General features: G+C 67.2%; 18 protein-coding genes. 12 read left to right on the top strand and 6 right to left on the bottom strand.

Going from position 1 to position 17,901, the window contains the following annotated elements; genetic code table 11:
• Positions 1 to 20 precede the first annotated feature (20 nt).
• Positions 21 to 1,670, top strand: a complete 1,650-nt coding sequence (locus ASE91_RS01550) for an ATP-binding protein (RefSeq protein ID WP_082453750.1) — start codon at positions 21 to 23, stop codon at positions 1,668 to 1,670.
• Here the strand turns inward: ASE91_RS01550 and ASE91_RS01545 are convergent, their stop codons facing one another.
• Entirely contained in the window at positions 1,671 to 3,125 is a 1,455-nt protein-coding gene (locus tag ASE91_RS01545) for a M23 family metallopeptidase (protein ID WP_056622287.1), read from the bottom strand.
• A 199-nt stretch (positions 3,126 to 3,324) separates the two neighbouring features.
• Between ASE91_RS01545 and ASE91_RS01540 the strand changes: the two genes are divergently transcribed.
• From ASE91_RS01540 to ASE91_RS01520, 5 genes are all read left to right on the top strand, one after another.
• Positions 3,325 to 5,835: a helicase-related protein gene (locus ASE91_RS01540; protein WP_056622033.1), complete on the top strand. Its 2,511-nt coding sequence runs from the start codon at positions 3,325 to 3,327 to the stop codon at positions 5,833 to 5,835.
• A complete protein-coding gene (locus ASE91_RS01535; RefSeq protein ID WP_235530245.1) occupies positions 5,835 to 6,158 on the top strand; it encodes a S4 domain-containing protein in 324 nt (107 codons plus the stop codon). The genes ASE91_RS01540 and ASE91_RS01535 overlap by 1 nt, the downstream gene beginning before the upstream one ends.
• 39 nt (positions 6,159 to 6,197) lie before the next feature.
• Positions 6,198 to 6,536: a ferredoxin FdxA gene (gene fdxA, locus ASE91_RS01530; protein WP_055998827.1), complete on the top strand. Its 339-nt coding sequence runs from the start codon at positions 6,198 to 6,200 to the stop codon at positions 6,534 to 6,536.
• Positions 6,537 to 6,801: 265 nt separating this feature from the next.
• Positions 6,802 to 7,335 carry a CarD family transcriptional regulator gene (locus ASE91_RS01525; RefSeq protein ID WP_055998829.1) on the top strand — a complete coding sequence of 178 codons (534 nt, stop codon included), beginning with the start codon at positions 6,802 to 6,804 and terminating at the stop codon, positions 7,333 to 7,335.
• Positions 7,336 to 7,456: 121 nt separating this feature from the next.
• Positions 7,457 to 8,152 carry a head GIN domain-containing protein gene (locus tag ASE91_RS01520; protein WP_056622030.1) on the top strand — a complete coding sequence of 232 codons (696 nt, stop codon included), beginning with the start codon at positions 7,457 to 7,459 and terminating at the stop codon, positions 8,150 to 8,152.
• Positions 8,153 to 8,267: 115 nt separating this feature from the next.
• Here ASE91_RS01520 and ASE91_RS01515 read toward each other — a convergent pair whose 3' ends face one another.
• Complete coding sequence (locus ASE91_RS01515) at positions 8,268 to 9,356, bottom strand: alkene reductase (RefSeq protein WP_056622028.1); 1,089 nt, start codon at positions 9,354 to 9,356, stop codon at positions 8,268 to 8,270.
• A gap of 63 nt (positions 9,357 to 9,419) precedes the next feature.
• Between ASE91_RS01515 and ASE91_RS01510 the strand changes: the two genes are divergently transcribed.
• On the top strand, positions 9,420 to 10,325 hold the full coding sequence (locus ASE91_RS01510; protein WP_156357602.1) for a DMT family transporter: 906 nt from the start codon (positions 9,420 to 9,422) through the stop codon (positions 10,323 to 10,325).
• Here the strand turns inward: ASE91_RS01510 and ASE91_RS01505 are convergent.
• Positions 10,322 to 11,509 carry an aromatic amino acid transaminase gene (locus tag ASE91_RS01505; protein WP_056622285.1) on the bottom strand — a complete coding sequence of 396 codons (1,188 nt, stop codon included), beginning with the start codon at positions 11,507 to 11,509 and terminating at the stop codon, positions 10,322 to 10,324. The genes ASE91_RS01510 and ASE91_RS01505 overlap by 4 nt on opposite strands.
• Before the next feature lie 91 nt (positions 11,510 to 11,600).
• Positions 11,601 to 11,858, bottom strand: a complete 258-nt coding sequence (locus tag ASE91_RS01500) for a glutaredoxin domain-containing protein (protein WP_056622024.1) — start codon at positions 11,856 to 11,858, stop codon at positions 11,601 to 11,603.
• Positions 11,859 to 11,957: 99 nt separating this feature from the next.
• On the opposite strand from ASE91_RS01500, the gene ASE91_RS01495 reads away from it, so the two are divergent.
• The 3 genes from ASE91_RS01495 to feoB are packed head-to-tail and all read left to right on the top strand — an operon-like array spanning position 11,958 to position 14,823.
• A complete protein-coding gene (locus ASE91_RS01495; RefSeq protein WP_056622022.1) occupies positions 11,958 to 12,644 on the top strand; it encodes a COQ9 family protein in 687 nt (228 codons plus the stop codon).
• A gap of 52 nt (positions 12,645 to 12,696) precedes the next feature.
• A complete protein-coding gene (locus tag ASE91_RS01490; protein ID WP_055998842.1) occupies positions 12,697 to 12,954 on the top strand; it encodes a FeoA family protein in 258 nt (85 codons plus the stop codon).
• 15 nt (positions 12,955 to 12,969) lie between these two features.
• Positions 12,970 to 14,823, top strand: a complete 1,854-nt coding sequence (gene feoB, locus ASE91_RS01485; RefSeq protein WP_056622020.1) for a ferrous iron transporter B — start codon at positions 12,970 to 12,972, stop codon at positions 14,821 to 14,823.
• A gap of 123 nt (positions 14,824 to 14,946) precedes the next feature.
• Here feoB and ASE91_RS18545 read toward each other — a convergent pair whose 3' ends face one another.
• The gene (locus ASE91_RS18545; RefSeq protein WP_082453749.1) at positions 14,947 to 15,123 is read right to left on the bottom strand and encodes a DUF4169 family protein; all 177 of its coding nucleotides are present in this window, start codon (positions 15,121 to 15,123) and stop codon (positions 14,947 to 14,949) included.
• A gap of 115 nt (positions 15,124 to 15,238) precedes the next feature.
• Here ASE91_RS18545 and ASE91_RS01480 point away from each other — a divergent pair, with 115 nt between their 5' ends.
• Complete coding sequence (locus ASE91_RS01480) at positions 15,239 to 16,138, top strand: endo alpha-1,4 polygalactosaminidase (protein ID WP_056622018.1); 900 nt, start codon at positions 15,239 to 15,241, stop codon at positions 16,136 to 16,138.
• Positions 16,139 to 16,208: 70 nt separating this feature from the next.
• Complete coding sequence (gene ssb / locus ASE91_RS01475) at positions 16,209 to 16,751, top strand: single-stranded DNA-binding protein (RefSeq protein WP_056622016.1); 543 nt, start codon at positions 16,209 to 16,211, stop codon at positions 16,749 to 16,751.
• A 19-nt stretch (positions 16,752 to 16,770) separates the two neighbouring features.
• Here the strand turns inward: ssb and ASE91_RS01470 are convergent.
• A partial coding sequence (locus ASE91_RS01470; protein WP_235530243.1) for a glycoside hydrolase occupies positions 16,771 to 17,901 on the bottom strand: 1,131 nt, incomplete at its 5' end.

Here is a 17,901-nt window from a genome sequence, read left to right as displayed (position 1 = left end):
TCGCCCGTAGGTTAGCGGGCATGACGTTTCATACACACCCGCCACTGCCCGTTCCGGAAACGGCAGCCTCGCACGATGTGGCGGCACCGATCGGGGTTCTTCTGGATATCGCCGGGGCGTCGAGCCGGCTGTTGCTCGACCTGCCGTCGTTGCAGGCATTGACAACCGATCCCGACGACCCGGCCGGACAGGTGGGGCAGGTCGGATCGCTGGTGACGATGCAGGTCGGGCGGATGTGGATCGTCGCGGCCATCCGGTCGATCCGGCTTGCCGATGATGGCATCAATCTGGTCGCCGATGTCGATCTGATGGGGGAAGCGTATCAGCCCGAACCGTCGCAGGGACTGCGGGGGTTCCGGCGCGGGGTGACACGCTATCCGTTACCCGGCAGCCCGGTGTATCCGGTATCGCGCGATGCCCTGCGACAGATTTACGCCAAGCAGGATCGACCGCATATCACGGTCGGTCGGGTGCATATGGCACCCGATATGCGGGCGGCCCTGTATGTCGACGCGCTGCTCGGCAAGCATTTCGCGCTGGTCGGATCGACCGGTACCGGCAAGTCGACCAGCGCCGCATTGATCCTGCACCGGATTTGCGAAGCCAGTCCGCACGGACATATCGTCGTGATCGATCCGCACGGCGAATATGGCGCGGCTTTCGTCGACACCGGTGAATTGCTCGACGTGACGAACCTCCAGCTACCCTACTGGCTGCTGAATTTTCAGGAGCATTGCGACATCCTGTTGTCGCCGGGCGGCGCGGCGCGACAGGTGGAAGCGGATATCCTCGCCCGGTGCCTGCTTGCCGCCAAGGGGAAAAGCCGCATGGCGCAGGACGTCGCGCGGCTGACCGTCGATACGCCGATCCCCTATCTGCTGACCGACCTGTCGAATATCGTGCAGTCGGAAATGGCCCGGCTCGATCGTGCTAACGACAATACCCCGTTCCTGCGATTGAAGGCACGGATCGAGGAATTGCGCAGCGATCCGCGCTACAGCTTCATGTTTTCGGGCATGCTGGTCGCCGATACGATGGCGGCGTTCATCAAACGCGTGTTCCGCCTGCCGGCGGAGGGCAAGCCGATCTCGATCATCGACGTATCGGGCGTGCCGTCGGAAATTACGTCAGTAGTGGTCGCGGTTCTCAGCCGGCTGGTGTTCGACTTCGCGCTATGGTCACGCGGCGGCACGTCGCGGCCGGTGCTGCTCGTATGCGAAGAGGCGCATCGCTATGTTCCGAACGAGCGGTCGGGGGCCAATTCGTCGGCGGCGAATATCCTCGGGCGGATCGCCAAGGAGGGCCGCAAATATGGCGTGTCGCTGGGACTGATTACGCAGCGGCCATCGGACCTTGCCGAAGGGGTGCTGTCGCAGTGCGGTACGATCCTGACCATGCGGCTCAACAATGAACGCGATCAGGCGTTCGTGCGCGCGGCCATGCCGGAGGATGCGCGCGGATTTCTCGATTCGATCCCGGCGCTGCGCAATCGCGAATGCATCATCGTCGGCGAAGGGGTGACGACGCCAATCCGCGTCGCATTCGATCCGCTCGAACCCGAACGATGCCCGGCTTCGGGATCGCCGTCATTCACGTCGCTGTGGCAGGAGCCGGGCGGCGCGGATGCGCTGGTCGAGCAGACCATTCGCCGCTGGCGATTGGGACGCTGATCAGCGCGCGGTAACGCCCATCAACCGGCCGACCAGCGACCGGAACCGGCCCAGTTCCTGACCCTGCAACCGCTGCACCGTCGCAAAGGCGACAGAGCGCGGATTGACCGGTACGCCGTTCTTCCACAGTTCGTAATGGAGGTGCGGCCCGGTCGACAGGCCGGTCGACCCGACATAGCCGATGACCTGACCGCGCGAAACGCGGGTACCGGGCGCGACGACAATCCGGCTCATATGGCCATAGCCGGTGGCGAGACCGCCGCCGTGATCGAGCTTTACGAAATTGCCATAGCCGCCATGCCGTCCGGCGATCGCGACGCGACCATCGGTCGTCGCCCGGATCGGGCTGCCATAGGCGGCGGCGAAATCCATGCCCTTGTGCAAGCGGCGGAAGCCGAGCACCGGATGCACGCGCCAGCCGAAATTGGACGAGATGCGCGCGGCGACCGGCCAGATCATCGATCCCTTGCGCTCGCCCACGCCGGCCGGATCGAGCCATTCGGTGCGGCTGCCATCCTGCCACCGCACGAGGCGGACGTCGCGCCGTCCCGCCAGACCGGCATACAGCAACTGGCCGAGTTGTACCTCGCCAGTGGCGGCGCGGGCCTGTTCGACGATGATGTCGAAGCGATCGTCCTGCCCGACCTGTCCCATCGGGACGAGGCCGGAGACGGTGCGGATATAGGATTCGACCGCCTTGGCCGGGGCACCGGCGGCGCGCGCGGCGCGGTACAGGCTGGCCCCGACGCGGCCGCGAATCCGCAAGGGCGTATGGTCGATCGCGATCGGTCGCGCGTCGAGGCGCAGCGTGCCCCCTTCGCGCACGACTTCGAGGGCGAGATCGAATTTAGCGCGGAAGGCGAGGCGTTCGAGCGGGCGCGGCCGGGTCGGCGCGTCGCGCCGGCCGAGCGTGATGTCGAGCCGGGTGCCGGGCGTCAGGTCGGCCGGATCGACCCGGCCGGCGATCATCGCCGCGACCTGCTGCGCTTCGTCGGCACCGACGCCGGTCCGCTGCAGGGCACCGGCCACGCCGCTGCCGAGCGTCGCCGTCGCCTCGACGACGGGTCGTTCGGGGGTGTTGGCCAGCGGGCGGACGCGCGACGTCGCGGCAAGGCGCATCCCGCTGGTGCCGCCAAGGGCACTGGCCCCGAACGACAGGCTGCGCGCCTCATCAAGGGCGGTACCGTCGAGCGCGGCGGGGACGGCGCTGTAGATCGGACGATCGAAGCCGGGCGACAGCATCCACACCGCGCCGCACATCGCGGTGCAGGTGGCGAGGCCGCGCCACCAGGTGCGCGACCCGATGTCGGCACCCAGGTCGGGGGTCCAGTCGAAGGATTCGATCCGGCCGCGCCACGCGGCGGCGGTGGGAGCGGCAGTGATCGGCGCGCGACCGAAGCGCAGCGCGCTGGTGCCGCCGGCCAGTTCCAGTCCTTCATCGGTGCGCAGGAACACGCCCAACCCCCAGTTTCGGCCGATCGATCCGGCCCGGTTCTCTCCCCCTGTGAAGCGAAGGTTTTAAAGTCAAATGAACCATCTGATATTGCCGGCGAAGCTGCGCCGGGGCGTGGGGTGAAAGCGGCGGGACGAAAGCTGCGCGTGGAACCGCCGAAAGCCGTTGCGCCGCGCGCCGACAGCACCGATGTTGTGGAGGATGAGCCAGTTCGCGCGTAGCCCGGTCACCGCTGTGCTGGGACCGACCAATACCGGCAAGACCTATCTCGCGATCGAGCGGATGTGCGGCCACGCGTCGGGGATGATCGGCTTTCCGCTACGGCTGCTGGCGCGCGAGAATTACGACCGGGTCGTCGCGCTGAAAGGCGTCGAGAATGTCGCGCTGGTCACCGGTGAGGAACGCATCGTCCCGCCCAAGGCGCGCTGGTTCCTATGTACTGCCGAATCGATGCCGCTCGAACGGGAGACGGCATTCGTCGCGCTGGACGAGGCGCAATTGGGGGCCGATCCCGAACGCGGCCATGTGTTCACCGACCGGTTGCTGCGCGCGCGCGGGCGGGAGGAGACGATGATCCTCGGCTCCGATTCGCTGCGGCCGATGGTGCGGGCGTTGGTGAAGGATGCCGAGATCATCTCGCGCCCGCGCTTCTCGACGCTCAGCTATGCCGGCGCGCGCAAATTGTCGCGGTTGCCGCGCCGCTCGGCGATCGTCGCCTTCTCGTCCGAAGAGGTCTACGCCGTGGCGGAGGCGATCCGCCGGATGCGCGGCGGCGCGGCGGTGGTCATGGGCGCGCTGTCGCCACGCACGCGCAACGCGCAGGTCGAGATGTTCCAGTCGGGCGAGGTCGATTATCTGGTCGCGACCGATGCGATTGGCATGGGCCTCAACCTCGACGTCGCCCATGTTGCCTTTGCCAGCCTGCGCAAGTTCGACGGGCGACGGCAACGACGGCTGACCGTCGCGGAAATGGCGCAGATTGCCGGGCGGGCAGGGCGGCACCACCGTGACGGGACGTTCGGCGCGCTGGTCGAGGAAGGGCCGAACGCCTTTACCCCGGAAGAAGTGCTGGCGATCGAGGGGCATCATGTCCCCACGCTCGAACGGCTATACTGGCGGCGCGGCGAACCCGATTTCTCCAGCATCGATGCGCTGATCGACAGCCTGTCGGAACGGCCGACCGACCCGGTGCTGACCGCGGCACCGGAGGCGATCGACCTGATCGTGCTCAAGCGACTGGCCGAAGAGGATTGGGTGCGGGCGCGGACCCGTTCGCCGATGATGGTTCGGCGGTTGTGGGCGGCGTGCGGCGTGCCCGATTTCCGCAAGCTTGGCCCCGATCCGCACAGCCGCTTCGTCGGGCGGATCTTCAGCTATCTGAGCGAGGGGGCGGGGCATATTCCGCACCAGTGGTTCGCCGACGAATTGCAGCGGCTCGATCAGATGAGCGGCGATGTCGAGACGATCGCCGGCCGGATCGCGGCGGCGCGGAGTTGGGCCTATATCGCGCACCGCAGCGACTGGTTGCTCGATCCCGAACATTGGGCCGCACGGACTCGCGGCGTCGAGGAGAAGCTGTCCGACGCGCTGCACGACCGGTTGCGGCAACGCTTCGTCGATCAGCGGACGACGCTGTTGCTGCGTCGGATCGGGGCAGGCGCGGCGGACCTGCCGGTCGATGTCGCCAGCGATGGCGCGGTCAGCGTCGATGGCCATGCACTGGGGCGGCTGACCGGTTTCCGGTTCGACGTGTCACCCGACACGCGGGTTGCCGACAAACGCCTGTTGATCGCCGCCGCCGAAAAGGGACTGGCGGGCGAACTGCGCAAGCGGGGGGCCGAACTGGCGGTCGCCGGAGACGCCGAACTGGCGCTGGTCGCCGATCCGGGTAGCGTGCCGACGCTGACATGGAACGGGCTACCGGTTGCGACGCTGACCGGCGGGACGACGCTCGACCGGCCGGTGGTGACGCTCGACCGCAGCCTGCACGTGCTCGACCGGGCGGCGCAGGGGCAGGTGCGCGAGCGGCTGACGGCATGGCTGCAGGGCGAGATGACGAAGCGAGCGCCGACACTCGGCGCGCTGGCGGCGCTGGCGCGGGACCCGGCGGCGGGCGGTGCGTTGCGGGCGGTGGCGGCGGCATTGACCGAGGTCGGCGGCATCGCGCCGCGCGACGGGTTCGAGGCAATGCTGCTGCCGCTGAGCGGTGACGATCGGCGGCGGTTGCGCAAGGCGGGGGTCGCGATCGGTACGCTCGACCTGTTCGATGCGCGGCTGTTCAAGCCGGCAGCGGCGCGGTGGCGGGCAGCGCTGCTGGCGGCGCGCGACGGCCATCCGGTCGAACCGCTGGCCCCCAACGCTGCGACGGTGTTGCCGGCGGGGCAGGGGGCGTGGGGCTATCGCCGGTTCGGCCCGCAGGCGGTACGTGTCGATCTGGTCGAGCGACTCGCCCGTGCGGCGCATGATGCGCGACAGGGCAACGCCCCGTTCGCGCCCGACCCGGCACTGGCCACCTCGATCGGTCTGAAGGTCGAGACGATCGCGCGGATGATGGCGCAGCTTGGTTTTCGACCGATCACCGGCGCGGGTGAGGCACCGCAATGGCGCTGGCAGCCGCCGCGCCGCCATGGCCCGCCGCCGACGCCTGCGCCCCTGCTGCCGCGTCCCGGCAACGCCTTTGCCGCACTCGCCGAACTGGCGCTTCGCCGCTGATGGCGGCGTGTGCGCCCGAACTGCTCCCGCAGATGCGGATCGACCTGTTCCTCTGGTATGTGCGCTTGGCGAAAACGCGCAGTGCGGCGCAGGCGATCGCCGTCCGCGGGCTGCTGCGCATCGACGGACGACGGATCGAACGTGCCCATTGCCCGGTCCGGGTCGGCATGGTCATCGCCTTTCCGAACGACGGACGCGTCCAGATCTTGCGGGTCGATGCCCTGCCGCACCGACGCGGGCCGCCTGCCGAAGCGATGACACACTATACCAGGCTGGAACCGACGGGTGCCGCCCCCGTTGACGGAGGCGGAGACCCGGCATAACGCGGGTACGATTCGATTTTCCCGGAGCTTGTTCGACCCATGACCTACGTCGTCACCGACGCCTGCATCCGCTGCAAATACATGGACTGCGTCGAAGTGTGCCCGGTCGACTGCTTCTATGAAGGCGAGAACATGCTCGTCATCAACCCCAGTGAATGCATCGATTGCGGCGTATGCGAACCGGAGTGTCCGGCAGAGGCGATCCTGCCCGACACCGAAAGCGGGTTGGAGCAGTGGCTGGAGCTGAACAATACCTATTCGGCCCAGTGGCCTAACGTCACGCGCAACGCCAACCAGACCCCACCCGATGCCGACAAGTGGAAGGGCGTCGAGAACAAGATGGAGCATTTCTCGGCCGAACCGGGCGCCGGCGACTGATCGGCGTGCCCCGGCCGAGCTGGGGCTGTCCCAAATCGTTTCACGTGGAACCACGGCCGCTCGGGCAGGGCGGCCGGGTGGTCGGGCTTTGCACTGGTAATTTTCTTACCAAGATGTTATAGGCTGCGGCGACGGAGGCTATTTACCTAGCTCCCCGCCCGGAGATCACCTTAGCAACGTTCCCTGACCACCTCGCCAGCCGCCGTTCGAACAGCGATTGGCGGAGGACGATGGTATCGGAACGACGACCACGGAAAGGTTACCAATGGCTGCCAAGGCATTGTCCTTCGATGTCGGCGACTATGTCGTTTACCCGAAACACGGCGTCGGCCGTGTGATTGAACTCCAGCGTAGTGAAATCGCTGGCATGCAACTCGAACTCTATGTGCTGCGCTTCGAAAAGGAGCGGATGACTCTGCGCGTTCCGACCAACAAGGCGGAAAGCGTCGGTATGCGCAAGCTGTCGTCGGACAAGACGATGCGCGAGGCGATGGAAACGCTGAAGGGCAAGCCCAAGGTCAAGCGGACCATGTGGTCGCGCCGCGCGCAAGAATATGAAGCGAAGATCAACTCGGGTGACCTCGTGTCGATCGCCGAAGTGGTCCGCGACCTGTTCCGTGCCGACGATCAGCCCGAGCAGAGCTATTCCGAACGTCAGATCTTCGAAGCGGCGGCCAGCCGTCTCGCGCGCGAACTGGCGGCGATGGAACAGGTCGACGAGCCGAAGGCGCTCGAGCGGATCATCGAGATCCTGCGCGAGGCCGCTGCGATTTATAACAAGGAAAAGACCGCCGCCTGACCGGAGCCAGCAGTCGAATCGAACGAGGGGGCGGCCGGAAACGGTCGCCCCTTCGTCATTCGGCGTGCTGGCGTTCCGAAGCGCCTTGGTGTATCGTATCAGCAATACAGGGGAGGCGCAGATGCGGTGGATGTTGGCATGGACGTTGGGTCTGGCGGGGTGTGGTGCAAGCGATGTCGACAAGACCGTTGCCGTCCCCGGCAACGACGCTGAACTGCGCGACTTTACCGGCGTCGCGCTGGCAAGCGACGACCGGGTCGAGATCGTTCAGGGACCGACCTTTGCGGTGCGGGTCGAAGGCGACAAGGCCGCGCAGGACGGTCTCAACATCCACCGCGATGGCGACATGCTGAAGATCGGTCGCAAGCAGGGCAATTTCTGGGGCAGGGGTAACGACGGCGCGCGCATCCGCATCACCATGCCGACGATCGCCACCGCAGTGCTGGCCGGGGCGGGCGATATCAGCATCGATCGGACCGGCGAAGACTTTTCCGCGACGCTGAGCGGGTCGGGCGACATGACGATCGGCCAGTTGCGCGGCGATCGCGCGGCGCTGACCGTTGCCGGCACCGGCACGATCGCGGCGGCGGGTGCCGTGCGGCACCTGACGCTATCGGTGGCCGGCACCGGCGATATCGATGCCCGACAGGTCAAGGCGAGCGAGGCGCGCGTCTCGATCGCCGGCACCGGCGATGTCAGCGCCGACATCCATGGCCCGGTCGAGGTATCGCTGGTCGGGTCCGGATCGGCGACGCTGGGCCAAGACGCGCGTTGCGTGGTGAACCGGGTCGGCACCGGAACCGCCGACTGCGGCTGACCGGATCGGCAGCGCCAACCTGCCGATGGGACCGCGACCGGTACAGGCGTGATGAACAGTGTGGGATCGTCACCATGCCGCATCCATGGCACGGCGACGATCCGCTGCGGCTAGATCACGCCGTTTCGCGCGTCAGCACCGGATAATCGGTATAACCCTCGGCTCCACGCGAATACCATGTCGCCATATCGTCGGCATTGAGCGCGGCACCGGCCTGCAACCGCTGCGGCAGGTCCGGATTGGCGAGGAACGGCCGACCGAAGGCGATAGCGTCGGCGATGCCCGCGTCGAGTTCGGCCTGCGCAGTGTCGCCGCGATAATCCTGGTTCAGCACCAGCGGACCGGCGAAGACTTTGCGGATCTCGGGCGATACGCGCGGTTGGGTCGCGCTGCCGAAGGTGCCGTCGGGGCCGGGTTCGCGCAGTTCGAGGAACGCGATGCGCTTGTCCGACAGCAGCTTCGCGGCTGGCACGAACACCGATGCCGGGTCGCTGTCGATCACCCCCTGCGTATCGCCATTGGGCGAGAAGCGCACCGACGTCCGCCTGGCACCGACCTCCGCGATCAGCCGGTCGACGACCTCACCGAGCAGCCGGATGCGGTTTTCGGGCGAACCGCCATAGGCGTCGTCGCGGTGATTGGCCCCGTCGCGCAGGAACTGGTCGATCAGATAACCATTGGCCGCGTGCAGCTGCACCCCGTCGAACCCGGCGGTCTTCGCATTGCGCGCGGCACGCGAATAATCGTCGAGCACGCGGGCGATATCGTCCAGCGTCGCGGCGCGCGCGGCGCCATAGGGCTTCTTGCCGTCATAGGTGTGCGCCTGTCCCGGCGCGGTCGTGTCCGACGACGACAGCGGCGCGGCACCGCCCAGAAAATCGGGATGCACTACCCGGCCCATATGCCAGAGCTGGGTCACGATCCGGCCGCCGGCGGCATGGACGGCGGCGGTGACGGGCTTCCACGCTTCGACCTGTTCGTCGGTCCACAGCCCCGGCGCGAACGGCCAGCCCAGCCCTTCGCGGCTGATCCCGGTGCCTTCGGAAATCAACAGTCCCGCCGACGCACGCTGCGCATAATAGTCGGCCATGATCGCGGTGGGGACGTGTTCGCGCGTCGCGCGACCGCGGGTCAGCGGTGCCATCAGCACCCGGTTGGGGGCTTCGATATCGCCCAGCGTGATCGGATCGAACAGGGTCGGCATGCAATAAACTCCGGGATATTGTAATTCAGGCGACGATGCGGAGATAGGGCGGTAGGGGGCGCCATGCAGCCGGTACCGCCTGAAACAAAAATTATGCCGCCCCATAGAACACCCCGTCGGGCAGTGGTCGCGGTCATCGTCGCGAACGTCGCGTTGGCGTTCGGGCCATGGTTCGTGCGGCTGGCCGATACCGGACCGGTCGCGGCCGCGTTCTGGCGGATCGCGCTGGCGTTGCCGGTGCTGCTGATCGCCGCGCTATGGACCGATCGCCGTGCGTTCGGGCGGGCAGGGGCGATGCTGGTGCCGCTGCTGATCGCAGGCGTCGCCTTTGCCGTCGATCTGGGCGCGTGGCATATCGGTATCCTGCGCACGACGCTCGCCAATGCGACGCTGTTCGGCAACTGCGCGGTGCTCATCTTCCCGATCTACGGCTTCTTCGCGATCCGCCGCTGGCCGACGCGGGGGCAGGGGGCCGCGCTGCTGCTGGCGGCGGTCGGTGGGGTGCTGCTGCTCGGGCGCTCGGCCGAATTGTCGTCGCGCCATCTGGCCGGTGACCTGTTCTGTGTGCTCGCCGGCATCCTGTATGCGGGGTATTTCATCGCGATGCGGCGGGTGCGCCAGACGATGGCACCCGTGCCGGCGCTCGCGCTGTCGAGCATCGCCAGCGTCCTGCCGCTGCTGTTGCTGGCGACGGCATTGGGGGAAACGATCCTGCCGACCCACTGGGGGCCGCTGCTGGCACTGGCGCTGGTCAGCCAGATCGCGGGGCAGGGGCTGATGATCTATGCGCTGGGCCATCTCAGCCCGCTGGTCGTCGGCCTCGCGCTGCTGGTCCAGCCGCTGGTCGGCGCGACGATCGGCTGGGCGGCCTATGGCGAGCGCCTGACCATGCTCGACGCGGTCGGCGCGGTGCTGGTCGCCGTCGCGCTGGCAGTGGTCAGCGCGCAGCGGCCAGCGGCGCGCGCTTAAACCCCCGCCCGGCCCAGATCGACCAGCGCCTCGCCGAAACGGGCAATGTCGCCCGGCGCGAAACCGGCGATGTTGATCCGGCCCGATCCAGCCATGTAGATGCCGTGCGTCGCGCGCAGCCATTCGATCTGGGTCGGCGACAGCGGCAGCGTGGCGAACATGCCCTTGCCGCGTGCCAGCGGGGCGAGATCGACCGAACCCGCTTGCCCGATCGCCGCCAGTTCGCTGCGCAGCGCCTGCAACCGGGTGCGCAACGCGTCGAGCTCGCGACGCCAGTCGGCGGCGAGATGTTCGTCCTCCAGCACGATCCGCACCGCCGCCGCGCCATGATCGGGCGGCATCGACCAGTTGGCACGGGCCAGCGCCAGCAGGTTCGACAGGACGATGTCGCGTACTTCCGCGTCGGGTGCGGTCGCCCACAGCGCACCGGTGCGTTCGCGGTACAGCCCGAAATTCTTGTCGCAGGAATAGGCGACCAGCGCGAACGGCACCGCGTCCAGCACCGCGCGGGTTCCTGCCGCGTCGGTGGTCATGTCGTCGCCCAGCCCCTGATAGGCGAGGTCGATGAACGGCACGATCCGGCTGTCGGCGATGGCGGCGGCGATCACCTGCCAATCATCGGCGGTCGGATCGATACCGGTCGGATTGTGGCAGCAGCCGTGCAGCAGGATCGCGTCGCCCGCCTCCGCCTGACCGATCGCGGCGCGGATCGCGGGCAGGTCGATGGTCTGCGCGGTCATGTCGAACATGGCATGCGGCACGACGACGATCCCGGCGGCGGCAAAGACCGGCGCATGGTTGGCCCAGCTAGGCTGCCCGATCAGGATGCGGCGCACCCCCGCCTTCGCCAGCAGTTCCGCGCCCAGCCGAAGCGCACCGGTGCCGCCCGGCGTCTGCAACCCGCAGCGACGATCGGCGGCGGGGGCCGTGCCGAACACCAGCGGTTCGAGCAGCGCGACAAAGCCCTTGTCGCCTTCCGGCCCCAGATACGCCTTGCTGTCCTGCGTCGCGATCAGCCGCATCTCGGCCTGCTTCACCGCCTGCATCACCGGGGTATGGCCATGATCGTCGCGAAACACGCCGACGCCCAGATCGATCTTGTGCGCACGCGGATCGGCCCGGAACGCACCGATCAGGCGCAGCAAGGAGTCGGCGGGCTGGGCGACCAGCGAACGAAACGGCATGAACATCCCCGAATTGGCGGTAATGTCCGCGCCTATAGGCCGATCGATGCGGCGAAGGCAGGAAAAACGCGTACCGCTTTTGGACGATGCCCTATTCGTCGCGGTGCCCGGCCAGAAAGCGTTCGAGATCGTCGCTGCCGCCGATGCGCTCGCCGTCGATGAATACTTGCGGCGTGGTGTCGACGCCCTGTTCGGCCTTGTATGCGTCGACTTCTTCGCGCGACCGCAGGATGTGGTCGTCAACGGTATAGCCGGCGGATTGCAGCAACTGCTTGGCATGGACGCCGAACGGACAGGTGTGGTCGGGCAGGACCATGCGATAGAGAGTGGCGTTCATCGTGTCGGCCATGATGCATTCCTTTTGCTATAGTCGGTCACCGCCACAGCGCCCGGACGATGCGCCGGTTCCGCCGTTGCCGTTTACGCCGCCAACTCCTAGCTAGGACAGATGATGGAGGATGCGATGGCCCCGCTGGCACCTGCCGACCTGACGCTCGACGAACTGCGCGCGGCGCTTGCGCCGCTGGTCGCGGCCAATGCCGCGTTCGACGGCTGGAACGACAAGGCGGTGGCAGCCGCGGCGCAGACCTTCGGTGCCGATGGCGATGTCGCCCGGCTGGCTTTTGCAGGCGGTGCGGTCGACATGATCGACGCGTGGTTCGGTGAGATCGACCGGCGGATGATCGAGGCGCTGCCCGCCGATCGCTTGTCCGCGATGAAGATCCGCGAGCGCATCACCGCGTTGGTCGAGGCGCGGCTGGCGGCGGTGGCGGGCGAGCGCGAGGCGTTGCGCCGCGCGCTGGCGATCCTCGCCATGCCACGGAACGTCGCGCGCGCGGCAAAGCTTGGCTGGCGCACGGTCGACCTGATGTGGCGGCTGGCCGGCGATACCGCGACCGATTACAACCACTATACCAAGCGGACGATGCTCGGCGCGGTCTATGCGGCGACCATCACCGTGTTCCTCGACGACGAAAGCGGCGGCCATGCCGATACCCGCGCGTTCCTCGCGCGGCGGATCGATGGCATCATGCGCTTCGAAAAGTTCAAGGGGCGGATGCTGGCATCGCGCGATCCCGAACGGCGGTTAAGTCTGTCGCGCTTCATCGGGCGATTACGATATCCCGCGGTCTGAACCCCCAAAGAATCCGCTTTCATTGGCGCGGGCTTATTGCTAATTAGTCGCAATGCTCGCTCCCAACCTGAATCTCGCCCAGTTGCCGCGGACCCAGCAGGCCACGGTCGCGTCGATCGAATGGGAACGGATGTCGCCGACCGAGGCACGGCGCCTGCGCGAATTCGGGCTGGATGAGGGTGTCGATATCGAACTGCTTCACCGCGCGATGCTGGCCGGTGGGCCGCTGGCCTGTCGGATCGGGCGGATGACCGTGGCGTTACGCGCGCATGTCGCGGGCGCGATCCGTGTCGCGCCGCTGGCGGGCTGATCGACCGGACCCGACGTGAACCCCGCACCTCTGGTAGCACTTGTCGGCAATCCCAATGCCGGCAAGACCGCGCTGTTCAACGCGCTCACCGGTGCCCGGCAAAAGGTCGGCAACTATCCCGGCGTCACCGTCGAACGGCATTCGGGTCGCCTCGCGCTCGACGACGGGCGTCCGATCGAACTGGTCGACCTGCCCGGCACCTACAGCCTCGACCCGTCCAGCCCCGACGAAGCGGTCACCCGCGACGTGGTCCTCGGGCGGCAGGCGGGCGAGCGGGTGCCCGATGCGATGATCGTCGTCGCCGACGCGACCAATCTCGACAATCACCTGCGCTTCGTCCTGCAGCTGAAGTCGCTGGGGCGGCCGATGGTGCTGGCGCTCAACATGATCGACATGGCGGCGCGCGACGGGCTGAAGATCGATCTGGCCGTGCTGTCCGCGGAGCTGGACCTGCCGGTGGTGGCGACGGTCGCGGTGCGCAAACGCGGTCTCGACGAATTGCGCGCGGCACTGGCCGATGCGCTGTCGCGCGCGCCCCGTTCGGCGGCGATCGACCGGGTCGAGGCCGATATTCGCCATTTCCAGCGCGAGGCGCGCCGCATCGCGCGCACCGCCGTGGTCGAACAACCCCGGTCGCGCGCCGTCACCCGCAGCGTCGATCGCATCGCGCTACACCCGGTCGCCGGCCCGATCCTGCTGTTCGCCATCCTGTTCATCATGTTCCAGGCGGTGTTCAGCTGGTCCGAAGCGCCGATCGGCTGGATCGAGGGGGGACAGGGCTGGCTGGCCGATACCGCCATGGCGAACCTGCCCGCCGGTTTCCTGCGCAGCCTGCTGGTCGAAGGGGTCATCAACGGCGTCGGATCGGTCGTGGTGTTCCTGCCGCAGATCCTGATCCTGTTTGTGTTCATCCTGCTGCTCGAAGCATCGGGCTACATGGTCCGCGCCGCGTTCCTGATGGACCGGCTGATGAGCGGCGTTGGCCTGTCGGGGCGGGCCTTCATCCCGCTGCTGTCGTCGTTCGCCTGCGCGATTCCCGGAATCATGGCGACGCGATCGATCGATGATCCCAAGGAGCGGTTGACCACAATCCTGATCGCACCGCTGATGACCTGTTCGGCGCGCCTGCCGGTCTATGCGGTCGTCATCGGCGCGTTCATTCCGGCGCGACAGGTGCTGCCGGGCGTGGGGTTGCAGGGGCTGGTGCTGCTGGTGCTGTACCTGACCGGCATCTTCGGCGCGGTGATCGCCGCGTTCGTGCTGCGCCGGACCGCGACCAAGGGGGTGGGTGGCGGATTCCTGATGGAAATGCCGCGCTATCAGCTGCCGTCGATCCGCGACATCGCGATCGGCCTGTGGCAGCGTGCCTATGTCTTCCTGCGTCGCGCCGGCACGATCATCCTGCAGGTGACGGTCGCGCTATGGTTGCTGACCTCCTATCCGGTCGCGCCGGCGGGCGTGAAACAGTCGGAATATTCGATCGCGGGCCGGATCGCATCGGGGCTGGAGGTCGTGTTGCGGCCGATCGGCTTCAATCACGAAATGTCGCTGGCGGTGATCCCGGCGATGGCGGCGCGCGAGGTCGCGGTGTCGGCGCTGCAGACCGTCTATGCGATCGACGCCGCAGATGAGGAACAGGGTGCGCAGGAACTGGGCGGGCGACTGGCCGGGCGCTGGAGCCTCGCCACCGCGCTCGCCTTCCTTGCGTGGTTCGTGTTCGCGCCGCAATGCCTGTCGACGATCGCGGTGGCGCGGCGCGAGACCAATGGCTGGAAATGGCCGTTGGTGATGATCGTCTACCTGTTCGCACTGGCGTATATCGCGGCGGGTGCGACCTATTGGACGGCGGTGGCCTTCGGGCTGGGATAGGCGCTTCGTCGCATCGTCACTCCCGCGAAGGCGGGAGCCCATACACGCAACGATAGTACCTCTATCAGGACCGTCAGCGGCAATGGATTCCCGCCTTCGCGGGAAGGACGAATACGCTGCCCCCTACTCCTCCCGCTTCGCGCCATCGAGCAACGCCTTGCGTCGTGCGGCATCGGCTTCGTCGCGCGCCTTTTCGGCAGCGGTCCGGCCGAATTTCGCGCGATTGGCATCGGCTTCCTGTGCCTGGTCCGCCCTGGTGCGGGCCTTGCGGAAACGGTTGAGGTTGATGACGTCGCCCATGGCTGCTCCTCCTGCGACGAGATCTGCCGTGGCACCGCGCGATTGACCAGTCCGAAACGCATTTGCGGCCATGGCCCGACCGGCGTAGCGGGCGGGACGACGGAACAGGGGCCATATGCGGTATCGGACGGGAACGGGCAGGACATGGGCGCTGGCGCTGGCGCTATCGGCGACCGCCTGTGGCGGCGGCGGTGAGGCGGAGGGCGGCATCGTCGTCGCCCCCACCCCAACGCCCACGCCGGTAGCTTCGCCGACACCGACGCCCGCTCCGACCACGGCCGCCGGCTGGTGGCGACCGACGACGGCGACGACGTGGCAGTGGCAGTTGAGCGGGACGATCGACACCCGCTACGCCGTCGACGCCTATGACATCGACCTGTTCGACGCTCCGACCGCGACCATCGCCTCGCTCCATGCCGCCGGTCGGCGGGTCATCTGTTATTTCTCCGCCGGATCGTCCGAAAACTGGCGCAGCGACGATGGCGAATTCACCGCCGCCGATCGCGGCGCGACCCTCGACGGCTGGGCGGGGGAGCGCTGGCTGTCGGTCACCTCGACCAACGTCCGCCGGGTGATGGCGCTCCGCCTCGATCTGGCGAAGGCGAAGGGCTGCGACGCGGTCGAGCCGGACAATGTCGACGGCTACGCCAATCGCAACGGTCTGGGCATCACCGCCGATCAGCAGCTCGACTATAACCGGTTTCTCTCCGCCGAAGCGCATCAGCGCGGGCTGGCGGTCGGGTTGAAGAACGATCTCGATCAGGTGGCGGTGCTCGCTCCCGCGTTCGATTTTGCGGTCAACGAACAATGCCATGAATATGCCGAATGCGACCGGCTGACCTCGTTCCTGACCGCCGGCAAGCCGGTATTCGTGGCGGAATATAAATCGGCGTATCACACCAACAGCGGTCGCGCGCGCGATGCGTTGTGCGCAGCGTCGCGGGCGCAGGGGCTGCGCACGTTGGTGCTGCCGGTCGAGCTCGACAACCGCTTCCGCTTCAGCTGCGACGACTGACCTATCCACTGGCATTGAGGACCGCAGTCGCATAACAGCGACGATCAGGTTTCGAACGAGGAATTTTGCCATGGCTGGCAGCGTGAACAAGGTAATTCTGGTGGGCAATCTGGGCCGCGACCCGGAGTCGCGCTCGTTCCAGAATGGCGGCAAGGTGGTGAACCTGCGCATTGCCACGTCGGAATCGTGGAAGGATCGCAATTCGGGCGAGAAGAAGGAAAAGACCGAGTGGCATTCGGTCGCGATCTTCAACGAAGGGCTCGCCAACGTCGCCGAACGGTTCCTGCGCAAGGGGTCGAAGGTCTATATCGAAGGCCAGTTGCAGACCCGGAAGTGGCAGGACCAGAACGGGCAGGACAAGTACAGCACCGAAATCGTGTTGCAGGGCTTCAATAGCGTGCTGACGATGCTCGACGGTCCCGGCGGCGCGCAGGGCGGCGGCGGCGGTGGTCGCAGCGGTGGCAGCGATTTCGGCGGCGGGGACGATTTCGGCGGCGGTCAGGGCGGCGGCTCGGGCGGATCGCGCGGCGGCGGCTTCAATTCGGGCGGTAACAAGGGCGGTAATTTCGGCGGCGGCTTCGGCGACGATCTCGACGACGACGTGCCGTTCTGATCGTCGCCACCGCCGGCGATTACCGGCGAAGGACGAAGGTCGTGATCGATCGGGGCTGCGCGACCATCGTGCGCCCCGCGACCGGCGCGGCATTGTGCGTCGCGTCGGTCACTACGGTGTCGGCCAGGCGATAGCCGATACCGGTCAGCGACAGGTCGCGACGGACCGGCCCCGCATTCACATGCACCACGACCAGCGTTGCGCCATCGGGTGACAGCGCGGCGATGCTGTCGATATCGTCGACCGGGACCAGCCGGTATCCGGGCCGGACATAGCGGCTGAAATTGGCCATCGCCCAATATTTGCGGGTGATGTGGATCGACTGCGGACCCGGTGCGGGCGCGGTCAGGTCCATCTTGATGAGCCCCCAGTTCGATCCGGGCTTGCCGTTGCGCCCGCTCAGCGTCTCGACCGCCTGCCAGAATACCCAGGCGGCGGGTTCCAGCCGCCGGAAATCGCCGACCAGATGCTCGGCAAACGCCAGCGGCGTCGTCATGCTCTCGAAGTTTTCGACGTCCTTGTCGGCGCTCATGTCGTGCTCGCTCATCCACAGGCGGATATCGGCGGCACGCGCGATGTCGCGGACGGCGGTCTGGTGGAGATTGCCATAGCTGTGGACGTTCAACTGGCCGACCCGTGCGCGCGTTGACGCCGGCCAGCCGGCCCAATCCTGAACGAACAGGGTCGAATTGGTTTCGTCGGGGGCGGCGATCACCGTCTTCAGCCCGCGTGCCTTCAGCGCGGCGTCGGCGGCATCGATCATCATGCCCTGCCGCGCCGGGCTCCAATGCGCGCCTTCCTGCGTATTGGCCGCGAACCAGTAATCGGTGTTCGGTTCGTTCACCGGCGACAGCGTGCGAAAGGTGATGCGGTGGCGGCGTTGCAGTTCGTCGACCACCCGCGCCAGATAGGTCGCGAACTCCGGTTCGGCCCCGGGCAGCAAATTGTCGTCGGTGCCCTTGGTCGCGCCCGATACGCGCCCGCTGACCGTCATGAACCATGGCGGCGAGTTGGAGAAGGCTTCGAAGATCGGCTGGCGGACGCGGTCGCGGATCGCGTCCAGCCACCAGCGCTGACGGGCATCGGCCGACCAGTCCCACATCGCCGGATCGTCGGCCCGCCACCAGTCGCTGCCGGTCGCGCCCGCAGG

Origin of the sequence: Sphingomonas sp. Leaf62, from assembly GCF_001421915.1 — a bacterium.
GTDB lineage: Bacteria > Pseudomonadota > Alphaproteobacteria > Sphingomonadales > Sphingomonadaceae > Sphingomonas.
The sequence above is the reverse complement of the archived record's forward strand: the minus strand, read 5'-3'. Positions and strand labels throughout refer to the sequence as shown.

What these genes read in the sequence shown, in the direction of transcription:
- ASE91_RS01550 (WP_082453750.1), top strand. Translation starts at nt 21, where the DNA reads ATGACGTTTCATACACACCCGCCACTGCCCGTTCCGGAAACGGCAGCC.
- ASE91_RS01540 (WP_056622033.1), top strand. Translation starts at nt 3,325, where the DNA reads ATGAGCCAGTTCGCGCGTAGCCCGGTCACCGCTGTGCTGGGACCGACC.
- ASE91_RS01535 (WP_235530245.1), top strand. Translation starts at nt 5,835, where the DNA reads ATGGCGGCGTGTGCGCCCGAACTGCTCCCGCAGATGCGGATCGACCTG.
- fdxA (WP_055998827.1), top strand. Translation starts at nt 6,198, where the DNA reads ATGACCTACGTCGTCACCGACGCCTGCATCCGCTGCAAATACATGGAC.
- ASE91_RS01525 (WP_055998829.1), top strand. Translation starts at nt 6,802, where the DNA reads ATGGCTGCCAAGGCATTGTCCTTCGATGTCGGCGACTATGTCGTTTAC.
- ASE91_RS01520 (WP_056622030.1), top strand. Translation starts at nt 7,457, where the DNA reads ATGCGGTGGATGTTGGCATGGACGTTGGGTCTGGCGGGGTGTGGTGCA.
- ASE91_RS01515 (WP_056622028.1), bottom strand. Translation starts at nt 9,356, where the DNA reads ATGCCGACCCTGTTCGATCCGATCACGCTGGGCGATATCGAAGCCCCC.
- ASE91_RS01510 (WP_156357602.1), top strand. Translation starts at nt 9,420, where the DNA reads ATGCAGCCGGTACCGCCTGAAACAAAAATTATGCCGCCCCATAGAACA.
- ASE91_RS01505 (WP_056622285.1), bottom strand. Translation starts at nt 11,509, where the DNA reads ATGCCGTTTCGTTCGCTGGTCGCCCAGCCCGCCGACTCCTTGCTGCGC.
- ASE91_RS01500 (WP_056622024.1), bottom strand. Translation starts at nt 11,858, where the DNA reads ATGGCCGACACGATGAACGCCACTCTCTATCGCATGGTCCTGCCCGAC.
- ASE91_RS01495 (WP_056622022.1), top strand. Translation starts at nt 11,958, where the DNA reads ATGATGGAGGATGCGATGGCCCCGCTGGCACCTGCCGACCTGACGCTC.
- ASE91_RS01490 (WP_055998842.1), top strand. Translation starts at nt 12,697, where the DNA reads ATGCTCGCTCCCAACCTGAATCTCGCCCAGTTGCCGCGGACCCAGCAG.
- ASE91_RS18545 (WP_082453749.1), bottom strand. Translation starts at nt 15,123, where the DNA reads ATGGGCGACGTCATCAACCTCAACCGTTTCCGCAAGGCCCGCACCAGG.
- ASE91_RS01480 (WP_056622018.1), top strand. Translation starts at nt 15,239, where the DNA reads ATGCGGTATCGGACGGGAACGGGCAGGACATGGGCGCTGGCGCTGGCG.
- ssb (WP_056622016.1), top strand. Translation starts at nt 16,209, where the DNA reads ATGGCTGGCAGCGTGAACAAGGTAATTCTGGTGGGCAATCTGGGCCGC.